This window comes from Saccharopolyspora sp. NPDC045839 (assembly GCF_056431645.1).
In genome coordinates this window covers 208,013-223,007 of the sequence record NZ_JBWKKH010000004.1, presented here as the reverse complement: position 1 = coordinate 223,007, position 14,995 = coordinate 208,013, and the positions used below count along the sequence as shown (strand labels likewise).

The 14,995-nt window shown below is 71.9% G+C and carries 15 protein-coding genes; 9 read left to right on the top strand and 6 right to left on the bottom strand.

Annotated elements, in window-relative coordinates:
• The first annotated feature begins 1 nt into the window (after position 1).
• The gene (locus AC07EQ_RS08370; protein WP_478387342.1) at positions 2–901 is read left to right on the top strand and encodes a 2-dehydropantoate 2-reductase; all 900 of its coding nucleotides are present in this window, start codon (positions 2–4) and stop codon (positions 899–901) included.
• 14 nt (positions 902–915) lie between these two features.
• On the opposite strand, the gene AC07EQ_RS08365 is transcribed toward AC07EQ_RS08370, so the two are convergent.
• Entirely contained in the window at positions 916–1,872 is a 957-nt protein-coding gene (locus AC07EQ_RS08365; protein ID WP_478387341.1) for an EamA family transporter, read from the bottom strand.
• A gap of 158 nt (positions 1,873–2,030) precedes the next feature.
• Here AC07EQ_RS08365 and AC07EQ_RS08360 point away from each other — a divergent pair, with 158 nt between their 5' ends.
• Positions 2,031–3,590 (top strand): alpha/beta hydrolase, encoded by a 1,560-nt coding sequence (locus AC07EQ_RS08360; RefSeq protein WP_478387340.1) that lies wholly within the window; start codon positions 2,031–2,033, stop codon positions 3,588–3,590.
• A gap of 344 nt (positions 3,591–3,934) precedes the next feature.
• The gene (locus AC07EQ_RS08355) at positions 3,935–4,477 is read left to right on the top strand and encodes an AAA family ATPase (RefSeq protein WP_478387339.1); all 543 of its coding nucleotides are present in this window, start codon (positions 3,935–3,937) and stop codon (positions 4,475–4,477) included.
• A gap of 45 nt (positions 4,478–4,522) precedes the next feature.
• On the opposite strand, the gene AC07EQ_RS08350 is transcribed toward AC07EQ_RS08355, so the two are convergent.
• Positions 4,523–5,290, bottom strand: coding sequence for a DUF4389 domain-containing protein (locus AC07EQ_RS08350; RefSeq protein WP_478387338.1), 768 nt, complete (start codon positions 5,288–5,290; stop codon positions 4,523–4,525).
• Between the two features lie 531 nt (positions 5,291–5,821).
• Between AC07EQ_RS08350 and AC07EQ_RS08345 the strand changes: the two genes are divergently transcribed.
• Genes AC07EQ_RS08345 through msrB form a run of 3 tightly spaced genes read left to right on the top strand, consistent with a single transcriptional unit; the run spans position 5,822 to position 7,717 of the window.
• Positions 5,822–6,121 (top strand): hypothetical protein, encoded by a 300-nt coding sequence (locus tag AC07EQ_RS08345; protein ID WP_478387337.1) that lies wholly within the window; start codon positions 5,822–5,824, stop codon positions 6,119–6,121.
• A 51-nt stretch (positions 6,122–6,172) separates the two neighbouring features.
• The gene (locus AC07EQ_RS08340) at positions 6,173–7,252 is read left to right on the top strand and encodes a DNA glycosylase AlkZ-like family protein (protein WP_478387336.1); all 1,080 of its coding nucleotides are present in this window, start codon (positions 6,173–6,175) and stop codon (positions 7,250–7,252) included.
• Between the two features lie 45 nt (positions 7,253–7,297).
• Positions 7,298–7,717, top strand: a complete 420-nt coding sequence (msrB, locus tag AC07EQ_RS08335) for a peptide-methionine (R)-S-oxide reductase MsrB (protein ID WP_478387335.1) — start codon at positions 7,298–7,300, stop codon at positions 7,715–7,717.
• Between the two features lie 95 nt (positions 7,718–7,812).
• Here msrB and hemQ read toward each other — a convergent pair whose 3' ends face one another.
• From hemQ to hemE, 3 genes are read right to left on the bottom strand one after another with little or no spacing between them, the layout of a single operon-like run.
• Entirely contained in the window at positions 7,813–8,508 is a 696-nt protein-coding gene (hemQ, locus tag AC07EQ_RS08330; protein ID WP_132493784.1) for a hydrogen peroxide-dependent heme synthase, read from the bottom strand.
• Between the two features lie 4 nt (positions 8,509–8,512).
• Positions 8,513–9,949 carry a protoporphyrinogen oxidase gene (gene hemG / locus AC07EQ_RS08325; protein WP_478387334.1) on the bottom strand — a complete coding sequence of 479 codons (1,437 nt, stop codon included), beginning with the start codon at positions 9,947–9,949 and terminating at the stop codon, positions 8,513–8,515.
• Entirely contained in the window at positions 9,949–11,043 is a 1,095-nt protein-coding gene (gene hemE / locus AC07EQ_RS08320; RefSeq protein ID WP_478387333.1) for a uroporphyrinogen decarboxylase, read from the bottom strand. Before hemE ends, hemG begins: the two co-directional genes overlap by 1 nt.
• Positions 11,044–11,267: 224 nt before the next feature.
• On the opposite strand from hemE, the gene AC07EQ_RS08315 reads away from it, so the two are divergent.
• From AC07EQ_RS08315 to AC07EQ_RS08305, 3 genes are all read left to right on the top strand, one after another.
• A complete protein-coding gene (locus AC07EQ_RS08315; RefSeq protein WP_478387458.1) occupies positions 11,268–11,834 on the top strand; it encodes a DUF3000 domain-containing protein in 567 nt (188 codons plus the stop codon).
• A gap of 416 nt (positions 11,835–12,250) precedes the next feature.
• Positions 12,251–12,967: a response regulator gene (locus AC07EQ_RS08310; RefSeq protein WP_093264979.1), complete on the top strand. Its 717-nt coding sequence runs from the start codon at positions 12,251–12,253 to the stop codon at positions 12,965–12,967.
• A 90-nt stretch (positions 12,968–13,057) separates the two neighbouring features.
• Positions 13,058–14,320 carry an HRDC domain-containing protein gene (locus AC07EQ_RS08305; RefSeq protein WP_478387457.1) on the top strand — a complete coding sequence of 421 codons (1,263 nt, stop codon included), beginning with the start codon at positions 13,058–13,060 and terminating at the stop codon, positions 14,318–14,320.
• A gap of 49 nt (positions 14,321–14,369) precedes the next feature.
• Here the strand turns inward: AC07EQ_RS08305 and AC07EQ_RS08300 are convergent, their stop codons facing one another.
• A complete protein-coding gene (locus AC07EQ_RS08300) occupies positions 14,370–14,918 on the bottom strand; it encodes a TIGR03086 family metal-binding protein (protein ID WP_478387332.1) in 549 nt (182 codons plus the stop codon).
• Positions 14,919–14,995 lie beyond the last annotated feature (77 nt).

Sequence of the window (14,995 nt, the reverse complement as noted above, 5' to 3'; positions counted from 1 at the left end):
CGTGGCAGCACAACGCATCGCGGTGATCGGTTCGGGCGGTATCGGTGGGGTTCTCGCGGAAGCCGCGCATTCCGCCGGGCACCAGGTGACGATGTGCGTCCGGACCCCGTTCGACCGGCTGACGCTGGAAACCCCGGGCCGCACCGGGGAGATCCCGGTCTCGGTGGTGACCGAGCCCGGCGCGCTCGGCGAATACGACTGGGTCCTGCTCACGACGAAGGTCCAGGACGCGGCGAGCGCGGCCGGCTGGCTGCGGAAGCTGGACGACGGGCGCGCCCCGGTCGTCGTGGTGCAGAACGGCGTCGAGCACCGCGAATCGATCGCCGGCCTGGGTCTGCAGGCCCAGGTGCTGCCCGCGCTGATCTACGTGGCCGCCGAGCGGGTCCGGCCCGGGCACGTTGTGCGCCGCGGCCCCGCCACCATGCAGATCGAGGCCGGCGAGATCGGCGAGCGCTTCGTCGAGCTGGTCTCCACCGGCGACCTGAGCGCCCGGACCACGTCGGACTTCCGCACCGCGGCGTGGCGGAAGATGCTGACGAACCTGGCGCCGAACCCGATCACCGCGCTGACCCTGCGCCGACTCGACGTGCTGCGCGAGCCCGACATCCTGGACCTGAGCAAGGGAGTGCTCGCCGAGGCCGTCGACGTCGCCCGCGCCGAAGGCGCCCGGCTGACCCACGCCGATGCCGAGAAGGTGCTCTCGGACTACATCGAGAAGTTCCCGCCGACCAACGGCACGTCGATGCTCTACGACCGGCTGGCGGGCCTGCCGACCGAGCACGAGCACATCACCGGAGCGCTGGTGCGCGCGGCGGACGAGCACGATCTCCCCGTCCCGCTCAACCGGACCCTCCTGACCCTGATGCGCGCCCTCCGCCCCATGCGGATGCCGTCCATCTGACCTGCCGGCCGGGGTCAGTTGGCGCCGGTGTCCTTGGGGCCCGCATCGTCGGGCTTCCCGTCGCTGCCCTTCGTAGCGCCGACCGAACCGACCGAGGCGACGACGACGCACCCGATGGCGACCCACTGCCAGCCGCCCAGCATCTCGCCCAGCACCAGCAGCCCGGCCAGCGCCGCCACCGCGGGCTCCAGGCTCATCAGCACGCCGAACACCCGCGGCGGCATCCGGCGCAGCGCCTCCAGCTCCAGCGAGTACGGCACCACCGAGGACATCAGCGCGACCACCAGCCCCGCGATGAGCACCGCCGGGTGCAGCAGCGCCGTCCCGGCCTCAGCGATGCCGAACGGCGCCGCCACCAGCGCGCCGAACGCCATGCCCAGGGCCAGCCCGGATCCGCCGCTGGTCCGGCTGCCGAGCTTCGCGCCGACCAGGATGTAGCCGGCCCACAACGCACCGGCCATCAGCGCGAAGGCGACGCCGACCCAGTCGAGCCCGCCTTCCACCCGGGCCAGCAGCACCACGCCGGTACCGGCCAGCACGGCCCAGACGATGTCCAGCTTGCGGCGGGAGCCGATCACCGCCACGGCCAGCGGGCCCAGGAACTCGATGGTGACCGCCGCGCCGAGCGGAATCCGCTCGAACGCCTGGTAGATGCAGACGTTCATGCCGGCGAGCACCGCGCCGTAACCGGCCACCACCGCCAGCGTCTTGCGGTCCATTCGCAACGACGGCCGCCACACCGCCAGCAGGATCACCGCGGCGAAGGTCAACCGCAGCGCCACGACGCCGGACGCCCCGGCCGTGGTGAACAACTGCTTGGCGAACGCGGCACCGACCTGCAGGCTGATCACGCCCAGCAGCACGAGCATCGGCGGCGGGATCGCCCCGAGTGCGCGCGCGGAGACGTGCTCCACGCTGAACAGCGACCGCCTGTTCGACGATGCCCCCGAACCGACCTGCGCGACGTGCACGATGCTCCTCTGCCTCCGCCAACCGCTTCCCGCCGCACGTTATCCCGCTACCGACCGCGACCGTCACCCGATTGTCAGGGCCCTCACCGGGGCCTCACCTGGATCATGCGATGCTGACCCGGTCCAGCGACCACCGCGCATGCCGACTAGGAGTACCCGTGCCGCGCACCACTCACCGGGTCGGGGCCGCACTACTGCCGTTGCTGCTGCTGGTGGTCGCCGCCTGTTCGGCGGGACCGTCGGACCGGCCCGCGGTCGCCTACCACGACGGCGAGCAGCAGGTCGTCCCCGCGCCGCAGCCACCGAAACCGGCCCCCGTCCCGCCGCTGGGCTCCCCCGGCGACGACGCGCAGAGCTGGGAGGACTGCACCGAGCAGACGCGGACGGAGCTCGGCGGTCTGCCACCGGGCATGACGTTCTCCTGCTCGCGGCTGATCAGCACGCTGGACGCCCCCGAAACCCCGGAACGCGGCACCGCGCGCATCTCGCTGATCCGCGCCGGTTCCGGCCACGTGCCGCTGGTGGTGCTGGGCGACATCGGCGGTGAGCCGGGCACGACCTACGCGGCCCGGCTGGCCACGCAGCTGCCGGCGGAACTGCGCAACACGTTCGACATCATCGGGATGGACCGGCGCGGCACCGGTGAATCCGATCCGGCCGACTGCGTGCCGCCGGCGCAGCGCGATGCGATCGTCGGCTTCGACCCGCGCGCCACGGACCGCGCCGCGCTGGACCGGCTGCTCGAATCGGTGCTGTCGGCGAGCCAGGAATGCCTGCTCGACCTCGATGAGCGGCTGCAGGCCTACGACACCTGGCGAGCGGCATCCGACCTGGAAGAACTCCGCCTGGAGCTGGGCGTGCCGCGGCTGCACGCGATCGGTCGCGGCGAAGCGGCGCGCCTGCTGACGACCTTCGCCGAGCGCTTCCCCGGATCGGTCGGCCGGCTGGTGCTCGACGGCGCACCGGACCCGACCCGCGACGCCATCGGCCAAGCGGAATCGCAGGCGCAGAGCGCGGAGCAGACCTTCGACGTGTTCGCGGCCGACTGCGTCAGCCGCGGCTGCCCGCTGGGCCCCGAGCCGCGCAAGGTGGTCGGCGATCTGGTCGAGCGGACCCGCGGCACGCCGCTACCGGCGCCGGGCACCTCGGTCGGCGCCGGCCGGGTGGTGCAGGCGATCCTGCTGGGGCTTTCCGATCGGGCCACCTGGCCCGCCCTCGCCGATGCGCTGGCCGCGGCCGGTCGCGGCGACGGCGCCGGTCTCGCCTCGATCAGCGCGCCACTGGTCGCCGACCAGGGCGTCAACCCGCCGTGGCTGGACGGCGACCTGATCACCAGCTGCAACGACACGACGGTGCGCGTGCCGCCGCAACGCACCGGCGAGCTCGCGCTGGACTGGGTGAACCGGTTCCCGCTCTTCGGCGGTGCCGCCGCTCAGCGGCTGGTGTGGTGCGGGTCGTGGCCGGTCCCGCAGCAGCCGCTGCCCTCGCCACGCCGCCCGGACCTGCCGCCGATCCCGGTGATCAGCACCGCGAACGACCCGCAGCTGCTGGGTCTGGGCACCGATCACATGGCCGAACAGGTGCCGACCGGAGTGCTGCTGCGCTGGCAGGGCGCCGGGCACGGGGCCATCGGCAAGTCGCCGTGCATCACCGAAGCGGTCAGCCGGTTCCTGGTGCAGGGCACCGTGCCGACGGAAGGCATGGCCTGCCCGGGGTGATCCCGCAGCACCCCGGACAGACCCCCGCGGCTCAGCCGCAGCTGGAGCAGCAGCCGCAGGAAGGACCGCTGCAGCTGCCGCAACAGCTGCAGCCGCCCTGGGCTTCCGGTGCACGTTCGGCTTCGGTGCGGACCATCTTGGCCTCCCGCGTCGTGACGAATACCAACGGTTGCGATGGTGCTCGCCGACGGAGCAACCGAGACACCGCCGGGCGAGGGAAACACGTTGGGCCAACCCGCTGAACAGGACACATGAACGCATAGCGATCTGTAACCGGGTGCGAAACGCGCATGACGGCTGCGCCGACCGGGTGAGAAGATCCACTCCTCGCACGAGGAGGAAACGTGTCCGACGAGCACCACCAGGCCGTCCTGCTGATCACCGGCATCCAGGCCGCCGGGAAGTCCACCATCGCCCAGGGAGTCGCCGAAAAGCTCCCGCGCTCGGTGCACCTGCGCGGCGACGCGTTCCGCCGGATGGTGGTCGGCGGCCGTGAGGAGATGTCCGCGCCGCCGTCCGAGGAGGCGCTGCGCCAGTTGCGGTTGCGCCACCGGTTGACCGCGCAGGCCGCGGACACGTACTTCGCGGCGGGGTTCACCGTCGTCGCGCAGGACGTGGTCCTGGGCGAGCACCTGGCGGAGATGGCCGAGAACATCGGCAGCCGACCGCTGCTCGTGGTCGTCCTCGCGCCGTCGACCGCGGCGATCGCGGAGCGCGAGGCGGGTCGCGGCAAGACCGCGTACGACAGCTGGGCGATCGCGGAGCTGAACGCCGTGCTGCACGAGCAGACGCCGCGCATCGGCCTGTGGCTGGACACCTCCGACCAGACCCCGGAGCAGACCGTCGCGGAGATCCTCGACCGGGCCTGGACCGAAGCCGTGATCTGATCCCACCCCGCGTTGTCCCGCAGTTTCAATTGAAACTGCGGGACGTCAGCGGCCGTAGTAGTAGTCCTGGTGCTCCGGCGGGTACAGCGACTGCACGACGCCGTTGGTGACCGAACCGATCACGCCGAGCACGATGAACACGATCAGCAGGACCCGCCCGCCCTGGGACATCACCAACGGGTAGGTGCCCGGCGACTGGCGCGGCGGGTTCTCCTCCGCGCGCGCATCGCCGAACAGCTTCTTCGGGTAGGCGCCGGTCAGCAGGTAGAAGTAGGCGTTCGTGCGGTAGCCGTAGCGCAGCACCGCCGCGGAGGCGTCGAAGACCGGCCGCGGGTTGCGGCCCAGGACCAGCACGATCAGCCAGATGAAGAACGCCAGCACGCCGAAACCCTGGGTGACGATCGCGCTCACGATCGCGGCCGGGATCACCAGGATGATCCGGAAGAACACCGCCCACCGGTTCAGCTCGCCGGGCCGGATGTCGGCCTGCACCGGGTAGTCCGGCTCGGGCACCAGGAACGGCGGGTACTTGTCGACGAGCAGCATGTTCGACGCCACCACCCGGGCCTGGTAGCCGACGAACTGGCCCAGGAACCCGGCGATCCAGTCCGGCAGCCGCCCCAGGAACAGCGCGGCGAACCAGCCGACGATCACCACGACGGCGGCCGCGATGGACAGCAACCAGAGCACGATGAAGTGCGGGATCAACAGCAGCAGTCGCAATAGGACGGTCCAGCGCCGCTGCCGTTCCGGGGGATCCACCTCCAGCTCGGGCAGGAAAAGGCCGTTGGCTTCCGCCGGCTGGTCGCTCATCATCGCCTCCCGAGTCCGGTGTGGAGCGCGGCGACTGTAACCACCGCCCCCGGGCCGGGCCGGGATTCGGCTGGCAGCACACGCTCCCAATCATCCGATCTGGTGAACGGCGCGCGCGCCGACTCACGTGCGGGCGCTCCACGGCGTTTTCCCGGCGAGCGATTGATTCCGCAAGCCGGGAGGAGTTCTCCACATGTACGAGATCGGATACCTGTCAGATCACGGTGCCCAGGGACGGATTCGCCGTGGTGCCACACCAGTGCCGGATCGCGAAGGTCTTGGCAAACCCGGCCGGCCAACGCATCGGCGCATGCATCGCGGGCTGGATCATGTCCGGCGACGGAACGCGGAGCGGCCTCCTCGCGCGCCCGTCCGCCACGGGCGAGCGCCCCCGCAGGTGAAGAGAGCCGACCACTGTGGACGATGTGGGCTGTGTGGCGGACGGCCGGGTCGGTGGCCGGGTCGTCCGAACGCGGCACGGATCGCGAACAGCCGCCCGACGGTGCCGTGGCGAGGCGCTACGGTGGGGCCGTGGAGCGCGGCGACCGGGATGAGGAGACCGAGCGCCTCGGTGATGATCTGCACGGGCTCGACCCGGAGGATCCCGAGGTGCAGGCCTTCGCTGAGCATCGCGACCGGATGCAGCGGCCGAACTCCGAGGCCACCGTGGAGGGCATGCTGCGCGGCGTGGACGACTTCGCGCAGAGCGTGAACCGGGCGAACGGTCACCGCAGGCTGGTGGCCGTCGCGGTGGTCCTGCTGATCCTGTTCGGCGTGCTGTTCACGGTCTGGAACGCCGTCTCGTTCGTGTTCGGTACCTTCCTCGGCTGATTGTCGGGGCCGTGGGGCATGCTCGACGCCTGCCGTCGAATCGGAGTGCCCATGATCGAGACCGATCGCGAACGAGTCCTGGCCTACCGACACGCCGTCCAGCAGTTGGACCGGTCCGCAGGCGCCGTCGAGAACCTCGCCGTGCTGCCGCTCGGCGTGCCGGACACCCCGGCGGGCTCGGCACTGCAGTCGGTGCGCACGCGAGTCCCCGGGGCGGAGCTCCCGGACTCGGTGGTCCTCGCCTGGTCGGTGCGCGGCAGCGCGCACCTGCACCGCGCCGCGGACCTCGCGGAGCTGGCTGGCCGGCTCTACCCGATGTCGGACGCGGACGTGGTGGCCCGGATGCCGGTCATGAAATCGGTCGACGCCCCGCTCGAGATGTTCGGCAAGACGGTAGCGGCGATGCGCGAGCACTCGTTCGAACCGACGGATCGGGGCGCGCTGAGCGCGGCGGTCACCCGCGACGTCCCGGAAGCCTCGGCATGGTGCAAGGCCTGCGAATCGACCCACGTCTTCTACTCGCTGTACCTGCAATCCGGGCTGGCGGCGGGCATCCGGCTCGTCCGCGCATCCGGGCGGCTGCGGATCACGGCGACCCCGAAGTGGCACGTCCCGCAGCAGCCCGCCCGGACCGACGCCCTGATCAAAGACGTGCTGCGCCTGCTCGGCCCGGCCTCGATCGCCGACGTCGCCGCGTTCGTCGGCTCCAGCGCCACCGCGCTGCGGCCGGTCTGGCCGGCGGACCTCGCCGAGGTCTCGGTCGCCGGGAAGCGGTCGTGGTTCGTGCCGGACGCCATCGCGGCGCTCGACTCGCCGCCGTCACCACGGGGCGTGCGGCTGCTGCCGACCGGCGATCCGTACCTGCAAGCCCGGGATCGCGCGGAGCTGCTGCCGGATCCCGCCCACCGAAAGGTCCTCTGGCGGGCGGTCGGCTCTCCCGGGGCGCTGCTCGCCGACGGCGAGATCATCGGCACCTGGCGGGCCAGGAAGGCCGGCAGCAAGCTCCAGGTGGACGCGACGGGTTTCCGCACCCTGAGCGCTGCCGTCCGTGAGGAGGTGGAAACCGAGGCCCAGCAGTTGGCCGGGACCAGAGGGGCGAAGTCGGCCGCGGTGGCGTTCGACTCGATCTGAGACCGCGCCGATGCAGTTGATCTTCGCACGGATTAGCGTGGAGGCATGGATCCGGTCGCAGGAACCCCGAAGGTCACCAAAACCGATCAGGAGTGGCGGGAGCAGCTCAGCCCGAACGAGTACGCGGTGCTGCGCCAAGCCGCCACCGAGCCGGCCTGGCAGGGCGAGTACGTCGACACCAAGACGGTCGGGGTCTACGAGTGCCGCGGCTGCGGGGCCGAATTGTTCCGCAGCGACACCAAGTTCGAATCGCACTGCGGCTGGCCGTCGTTCTACGACCCGACCGACAGCGACGCGGTGATCCTCCGCGAGGACCGGTCGCTCGGCATGGTGCGCGTCGAGGTCCTGTGCGCGTCCTGCCACGGCCACCTGGGCCACGTGTTCGAGGGCGAGGGCTACCCGACCCCCACCGACCAGCGCTACTGCATCAACTCGATCGCCGTCCGCCTGACCTCGGCAGAGTGAGATCACACGACGACTTCGACCTTGCACGGAAGCTTCGGCGCGCGGGACGGCCTCGCATCCGCCGTCAGCAGTGGCACGTCCAGACCAGCGGCCGTTCAGGGAAGGCGGGTGACCAGGTCGGGGACGTCGACGCGGTGACCGGTGTAGAACGGGATCTCCTCGCGGACGTGCAGGCGGGCCTCGGTGCCGCGCAGGTGGCGCATCAGGTCCACGATCCGGTGCAGCTCGTCGGCCTCGAAGGCCAGGATCCACTCGTAGTCGCCCAGCGCGAAGGACGCCACCGTGTTCGCCCGGACGTCCGGGTAGTCACGGGCTTCCTTGCCGTGGTCGGCCAGCATTGTGCGGCGCTCGTCGTCCGGCAGCAGGTACCACTCGTAGGAGCGCACGAACGGGTACACGCAGATGTACTTGCGCGGCTCCTCGCCCGCCAGGAACGCCGGGATGTGGCTCTTGTTGAACTCGGCCGGGCGGTGCAGCGCGACGTTGCTCCACACCGGCTCGGACGCCTGCCCCAGCGGGGTCTCCCGGCGGAACCCGGTGTAGGCCGCCTGCACTTCCTCGATCCGCTCGGCGTGCCACCAGATCATGAAGTCCGCGTCGGCGCGCAGCCCGGAGACGTCGTAGACGCCGCGAACCACGACGCCGGTCTCGGCCAGCGAGTCCAGGTACTCCTGGGTCTGCTGCGCGGCCTTGGCCCGGTCTTCGGGCAGCGTGCCCTGCTCGATCCGGAAGACCGACCACATGGTGTAGCGAATGGTGTCGTTGAGCTCGTTGTAGTTCAGCCGCGCCATGCGTTCATGCTCCCACCTCGCGGCGGCCGGCCTGCAGCAGGTCCCGCGTGATATCGGTCGCTGCCGCGGTCCCGGTGGCGATGCACGCCGGCACGCCGACCCCGTGCAGCGCGGCGCCCGCGATCGCCAGCCCCGGCACCTCGGCCACGGCGTGCTCGACGTCGGCGACCAGGTCGAGGTGTCCCACGCCGTACTGCGGCAGCCCGCCGCCCCAGCGCGTCACGACGGAGTCCACCGGAGCCGCGGAGATCCCGGTCAGCTCCGCGAAGTCGGCCCGGACCCGGCGCAGCACTTCGGCGTCGTCCAGCCGCAGCTCGGCGGTCTCGCCGAACCGCCCGACCGAGCCGCGCACCAGCAGCTCGCCCTCGGTGCCGCGCAGGTGCGGCCATTTCTTGCTGGAGAAGGTGAATGCCTTCGCGGTGAACGGGGTTCCGTCCGCGTGCTGTTCGCCGCGCGCGATCAGCACGCCCGATGCCTCCGGCAGCCGCGTGTCGGGCGGCAGGGCGAGCCCGACCACGATCGAGGAGGACAGCTCCACCTCGGCCAGCTTCGCGGCCGCCACCGGAACGACGTCGCCGAGGAGCCGCCGAGCCGCTGGAGCGGGCACCGCGAGCACCACGGCGTCGACGTCCAGGAACTCCGGGCTGGGCGCGGCGCCGATCTCCAGGCGCCAGCCCTGCTCCGCCCGCGTCAGCTGCCGCACCGGGAGCCCTATCCGCACCTCGGCACCGGCGGCGATCAGCAGCCGGTCGACCAGCTCCCGGTAGCCGTAGCGGAACGCGCCGAACACCGGCGGCTTCGGCGCATCCGCCGGTTTCGGCGTGGGCAGCGCCGCCGCCGCGGCGGCGGTGATCGACGCCGCTCCGGCGTCGAGCGCTGCGGCCAGCGCCGGGATCGTGGCCCGCAGGCCGAGCCGGTCGGCATCGCCCGCGTAGACGCCGCCGAGCAGTGGTTCGACGAGGCGATCGACGACCTCGTCGCCCATCCGCCCGCGCAGCAGCTCGCCCACCGAGATGTCGGCGCCGCCGAGCCGGACCGGCGGCAGTTCCGCCTCTGCCCGGACCGCGGCCACTCCAGCCGGGGAAAGCACGTCCTGCACCGCCTCCGGCGAAGCCGGGACGCCCATCACGGTTCCGCCGGGCAACCGGCAGGTCCGGCCGCCGGCGCGCACCGTCGCGGACACCGCGCCCGGGTGCACGACCTCTCCCGGCACGCCGAGCTCCTCGGCCAGCTGCCGGACTTCCGGACGCCAGTCGAGGAACGCCTCCGCCCCGACGTCGTAGCGGCAACCGGCGAGCTCGACGGTGCGGAGCTTGCCGCCGAGGCGCTCGCCCTGCTCGAAGAGCACGATCTCGGCGTCCGGCCCCAGCTCGCGGCGGAGCCGGTAGGCGGCGACGAGACCGGCGATGCCGCCGCCGACGACTGCGACCCGGCGCGTCATCACTGCTGCTTGCTCGCGGTGTGCACCAGCTCGACGACGCGGGTGAGCACCTCGGGGTCCGTGCTGGGCAGCACGCCGTGGCCGAGGTTGAAAATGTGGCCGCCGGCCGCCTTGCCCTCGCCGAGGATCCGGTGCACCTCGCGCTCGATCGCGTCCCACCCGGCGAAGAGCACCGCCGGGTCGAGGTTGCCCTGCACCACCGGCGCGGCGGCATCCGGTTCCGCCGCGCGCAGCCGCGCCGCGGCCTCGTCCAGCGGCACCCGCCAGTCCACGCCGACGACGTCGGCTCCAGCGGAGCGCATCGCGCCGAGCAGCTCGCCGGTGCCCACCCCGAAGTGGATCTTCGGCACGTCCGCGATCTCGGCGACGGCGGCGAAGATCCGCCGGCTGTGCGGCAGCACGAATTCGCGGTAGTCGCGCAGCGACAGGGCCCCGGCCCAGGAGTCGAAGAGCTGGATCGCGTCCACCCCGGCCGCCAGCTGCACCTTCAGGAACTCCAGCGTGGTGTCGGCCAGCCGGTCCAGCAGGGCGTGCCACGTCTTCGGGTCGGAGTGCATCAGCGCCTTGGTGCGCTCGTGGTTGCGGCTCGGGCCGCCCTCCACCAGGTAGGACGCCAGCGTGAACGGCGCACCGGCGAACCCGATCAGCGGCGTCTGCCCCAGCTCGCGCACCAGCAGCCCGATCGCGTCGGCGACCGGCGCGACCTGCGCCGCGTCCAGCGTCGGCAGCGCCGCGACGTCGGCCGGGGTGCGCACCGGGTTCGACACGACGGGGCCGGTGCCCGCGACGATGTCCAGCCCGACGCCCGCGGCGTACAGGGGCAGCACGATGTCGCTGAACAGGATCGCGGCGTCGACCCCGTGCCGGCGCACCGGCTGCAGGGTGATCTCGCTGACCAGTTCCGGCGTCAGGCACGCCTGCAGCATCGGCACGCCCTCGCGGAGCTTGCGGTACTCGGGCAGCGAACGACCCGCCTGCCGCATGAACCAGACCGGGGTGTGCCTGGGGGTACCGCCGCGGGCGGCAACCAGCAGGGGGGCGTCGGCCAGGTTCCGGCGGGCCGAGGCCGGCGCGGGGTTCGCGGAGTTCGTCATCGAGGTCGCTGTCCGTAGGTCGAGAGGCGTCCCGGGGACGGCGCCACGGCGGGCCGACCGGGCTTACGCGGCAATCTTCGCACGCACCCGCCCGCCCCTTTCCCCTGCCTCGGCGCCCCGCCGGGGACGCCTCCGAGGCCGGTCGCGAAGCGTCTTCATCCCCCGTTCGGCGTGCCTCCGCAACCGCCCGCGCCCGGCCGCATACAGTCGGCAGCGTGACGGAGATGCCGGTGGCGCCCGAGGTTTTCCGGCAGGCTGTTGCCTCGTTGACGTCTTCGCGTCCGCGAGCGGAGATAGAGCTGACCGAGGTGGGGCCGCCCAAACGCCTCGCTCCTTGGGCTCATGCGCTCGCAGCGGAGGCGAACGGTCCGGCCGGTGAACTGGCCACCGCCCGCTTGGTCCTGCTCTACGACCCGGAAGGCCAGGAAGCGTGGGCGGGCGAGCTGCGGCTCGTCGTCTACCTGCGGGCCGAGCTCGATCCGGAACTGGCCACCGATCCGCTGCTGCCGGCGGTCGGCTGGTCGTGGCTGACCGATGCGCTGGAGGATTCCGGCGCGTCCTGGACCGCCCTGGGCGGCACGGTCACGCTGACCTCGTCGGCCCGCTTCGGCGACATCGCGGGCCCGGCCCGCAGCCACGATCTGGAGTTGCGCGGTTCGTGGACGGCCACCGACGCGGAGCTGGCGCCGCACGCGGCGGCGTTCCACGAGTTGATGGCGAGCGCGGCAGGCCTGCCACCGGAAGGCGTCTCGATGCTCGGCGGGTGGTCCGGGACGGCGCACCGCGACTGATCGCGAGATCGCCCGATCACCGGCTGTGTCGGCCGACTCCGGCGCGTAAGGTTCGGCGCAACCGATCCCGTTTCCGCGGCAGCCGACACGCCGATGCGCGATTTCCTTTCGCGAAGACCCTGCGGGCCCGCCGAAACCGTTGATTGCGCAAGTTATTCACAATCCGCGTTCATGTTACGTCGCTTGGCCACGCTCCGACGTTACGGAGATAGCTCATAGTCACCCAAAAGAGCGATGCGATCATGTTCAGGTAACAACTCGATCGGGATAGATACCCGATTGATCGTCCCGCTGACCCGCTTGGGCGGTTACGCTGCCCCCGACGACACCACTTTCGGTCGATCAGTGGCGCGGCTGATTGGTCGAGAGTCCCGGTGCCGGTCGGGGGGCACGACCGACTCCAGGGAGGTAGTGACGTGGCTGCCGTCGGCTTAGGTCAGGCCGCTCGAACCACGCCCGCCGGCGCTTTGCCGGCCAACATGGTCCCGCACCCGCGGGAAGAGCTGTTCACGGTGCTCGTGGTGGACGACCATCCGCTGCTCCGGGAGGCAATCGCCGCCCGGTTGCTGCAGATGGGCGCCGGCACGGTGCACGAGGCCGCATCCATGGCCGAAGCCAGGGCTCGCGCCCTGGCGACCGGTCCGTGCGACCTCGCAATTCTCGATCTCGGACTCCCGGACGGGACCGGCATCGAGCTGGTAACCGAACTCCGGAGCCAGGGCTGGCCACGGATCGTGGTGCTCGCTTCGTCCGATGACCCGTATGCGGTCCGGGCCGCCTTCCAGGCAGGTGCGCAGGCGTACCTGCTGAAGTCGGCCTCGCCCATGGTGGTCACCGACGGCGTGCGTCGCGTGCTCGATGGCGGCGTGTACGCCGATCCCAGCGTGGCGCCGGTGCTTGCCGCCGGTACCCGCGTGCCGGGAACGGACAACACGCCTCGCGAGCTGTCCGGGCGCGAGGTCGAGGTGCTCCAGTTGGTGGCCGACGGCCGTTCCAACAAGGAGATCGGCGAGGCGCTGAACCTGTCCGCGCTCACGGTGAAGAGTCACCTGTCGCGGATAGGGCGCAAGCTGGGCACCGGCGACCGGGCGCAGATGGTCGCGCTGGCCATGCGGGCCGGCGTGATCCGGTGACCGGACGCTGACGCACCTGCACCGGTGCGGTCGACCCGACGAGCTCGGGTGGAGTAGCCCCACGACGCGGGCCGAAGCACGTAAGGTCTGATAGCCGTGGAAGCTGCAAGCCCCGAGACCGTCGGGTCCGACCGCCCGGAGCCGGTGTTGTTGACCGAACCCACCGACGGCGTGCCGCCGGTGGTGGACACGCCTGCCGCGTTGAAAGCCGCCGCGACCGCGCTCGCCGCGGGGACCGGACCGGTCGCCGTGGACACCGAGCGCGCTTCGGGTTATCGCTACTCGCAACGCGCTTACCTGGTGCAACTCCGCCGAGAGGGTGCCGGGACCGTGCTCGTGGACCCGATCGCGCTGGACGGTGCGCTCGATCCGCTGCCGCCGGCGCTGGACGACACGGAGTGGGTGCTGCACGCGGCGTCCCAGGACCTGCCATGCCTGGCCGAGCTCGACCTCCGACCGGCGCGGTTGTTCGACACCGAGCTGGCCGGTCGGCTCGCCGGGTTCGAACGGGTCTCGCTGGGCACGCTCGTGGAACGCATGCTGGGCTACCGGCTGGAGAAGGGGCACAGCGCGGCGGACTGGTCCCGCCGGCCGCTCCCCCAGGACTGGCTGGTGTACGCCGCCCTCGACGTGGAACTGCTGATCGCCCTGCGCGACGCGATGCGCGACGAGCTGGAGCGACAGGGGAAGCTGGACTGGGCGCACCAGGAGTTCGAGGCGGTCCGCAACACCGCACCCGCACCGCCGCGAGCCGAACCGTGGCGTCGCACGTCCGGGATTCACCGGCTGCGCAGTCCCCGGCAGCTCGCCGCCGTTCGAGCGCTGTGGGAAGCCCGCGACACCGTCGCCCGGGACCGAGATCTCGCGCCGGGCCGCGTGCTGCCGGACTCCTCGATCGTGCAAGCCGCACAGGCCAATCCGAAGACCGAGGCCGACCTGGTCGCCCTGCCGGTGTTCGGCGGGCGGCAGCAGCGGCGCCGGGCGTCGCTGTGGCTGCAGGCACTGCGGGCGGCGCGTCGGCTGGAGAACGACGAGCTGCCGGCCCCGGCTTCGCCGCACGACGGGCCACCCCCGACCAACCGGTGGAGCGACCGGGATCCCGACGCCGCGGCGCGGCTGTCCGCGGCGCGTTCGGCGCTGTCGAAGATCGCCGAGCGCCACCACCTGCCGGTGGAGAACCTGCTGCTCCCCGATCTGGTCCGGCGGACCTGCTGGATCCCGCCGGAAGACCGCAGCGTCACCGGCGTGACGGAGCTGCTGCGCGGCAAGGGCGCCCGCGAGTGGCAGATCGAGCTCACCGTGGAGGACCTGAGCAAGGCCCTCCACGCGACGCCCGCGGCAACGGCCGACTGAGGCCCGCCGGGTGGCGGTTCGCACCGAACCGCCACCCGGGAGGCGCCGCTCACGGATTGCGGCCGAGGAATGCGAGCATGCGGTCCTGCTCGGATGCGTTCTCGGCGATGGGCACCTCAGGACCGCAGACGCTCTTGTGCCGGATGTTGTCGCCGAGGGCGCGGGCATCGGCGAAAACCCTGGTGACCTCGTCCGCCGGCAGCGCCTCGTCCTGCCCGGTGGCCCTGGCGATGTCCCACCCGTGCACGAGCAGGTCGAAGCAGAGGAACCGGTCGATCGTCGCCTCGACCGTGGTGCGCCCGAACATCCCTTCGTACTCGCGGCCCGCCCGTTGCGGGTCGTCGAGCAGCGCCTGGACCGCGTAGCGGGCCTCCAGCCACGCCCCCAGCGGGTCGTCGTCCACGACCTTCGCCAGGGTGATCGCCTCCCCTGCCCAGCTGGGGATGTCGCGGTGCACGTCGACGACGTGGCGCAGGACGTCCAACGCGGTCCAGCCCTCGCACGGGGACTGCGCCGACCACCCGCCGGCGGGCACCGCCTCGACGCGGCGGGTGAACTCGGTGGCCAGCGCGCGGTAGCGCTCAGAAGTTTCGCTCATGCCCACAGCCTGCGCCGCGCCGCGCCGCCTGTCGCGGGCGGATCCGGGCCCGGCGCGCGGGGTCTGCCCGGATTGGT

Bases quoted from the DNA above. Each gene is read 5' to 3' on its own strand.
- AC07EQ_RS08350 (WP_478387338.1), bottom strand. From the start codon at position 5,290: ATGAGCGACCAGCCGGCGGAAGCCAACGGCCTTTTCCTGCCCGAGCTG.
- AC07EQ_RS08340 (WP_478387336.1), top strand. From the start codon at position 6,173: ATGATCGAGACCGATCGCGAACGAGTCCTGGCCTACCGACACGCCGTC.
- msrB (WP_478387335.1), top strand. From the start codon at position 7,298: ATGGATCCGGTCGCAGGAACCCCGAAGGTCACCAAAACCGATCAGGAG.
- hemQ (WP_132493784.1), bottom strand. From the start codon at position 8,508: ATGGCGCGGCTGAACTACAACGAGCTCAACGACACCATTCGCTACACC.
- hemG (WP_478387334.1), bottom strand. From the start codon at position 9,949: ATGACGCGCCGGGTCGCAGTCGTCGGCGGCGGCATCGCCGGTCTCGTC.
- hemE (WP_478387333.1), bottom strand. From the start codon at position 11,043: ATGACGAACTCCGCGAACCCCGCGCCGGCCTCGGCCCGCCGGAACCTG.
- AC07EQ_RS08315 (WP_478387458.1), top strand. From the start codon at position 11,268: ATGCCGGTGGCGCCCGAGGTTTTCCGGCAGGCTGTTGCCTCGTTGACG.
- AC07EQ_RS08300 (WP_478387332.1), bottom strand. From the start codon at position 14,918: ATGAGCGAAACTTCTGAGCGCTACCGCGCGCTGGCCACCGAGTTCACC.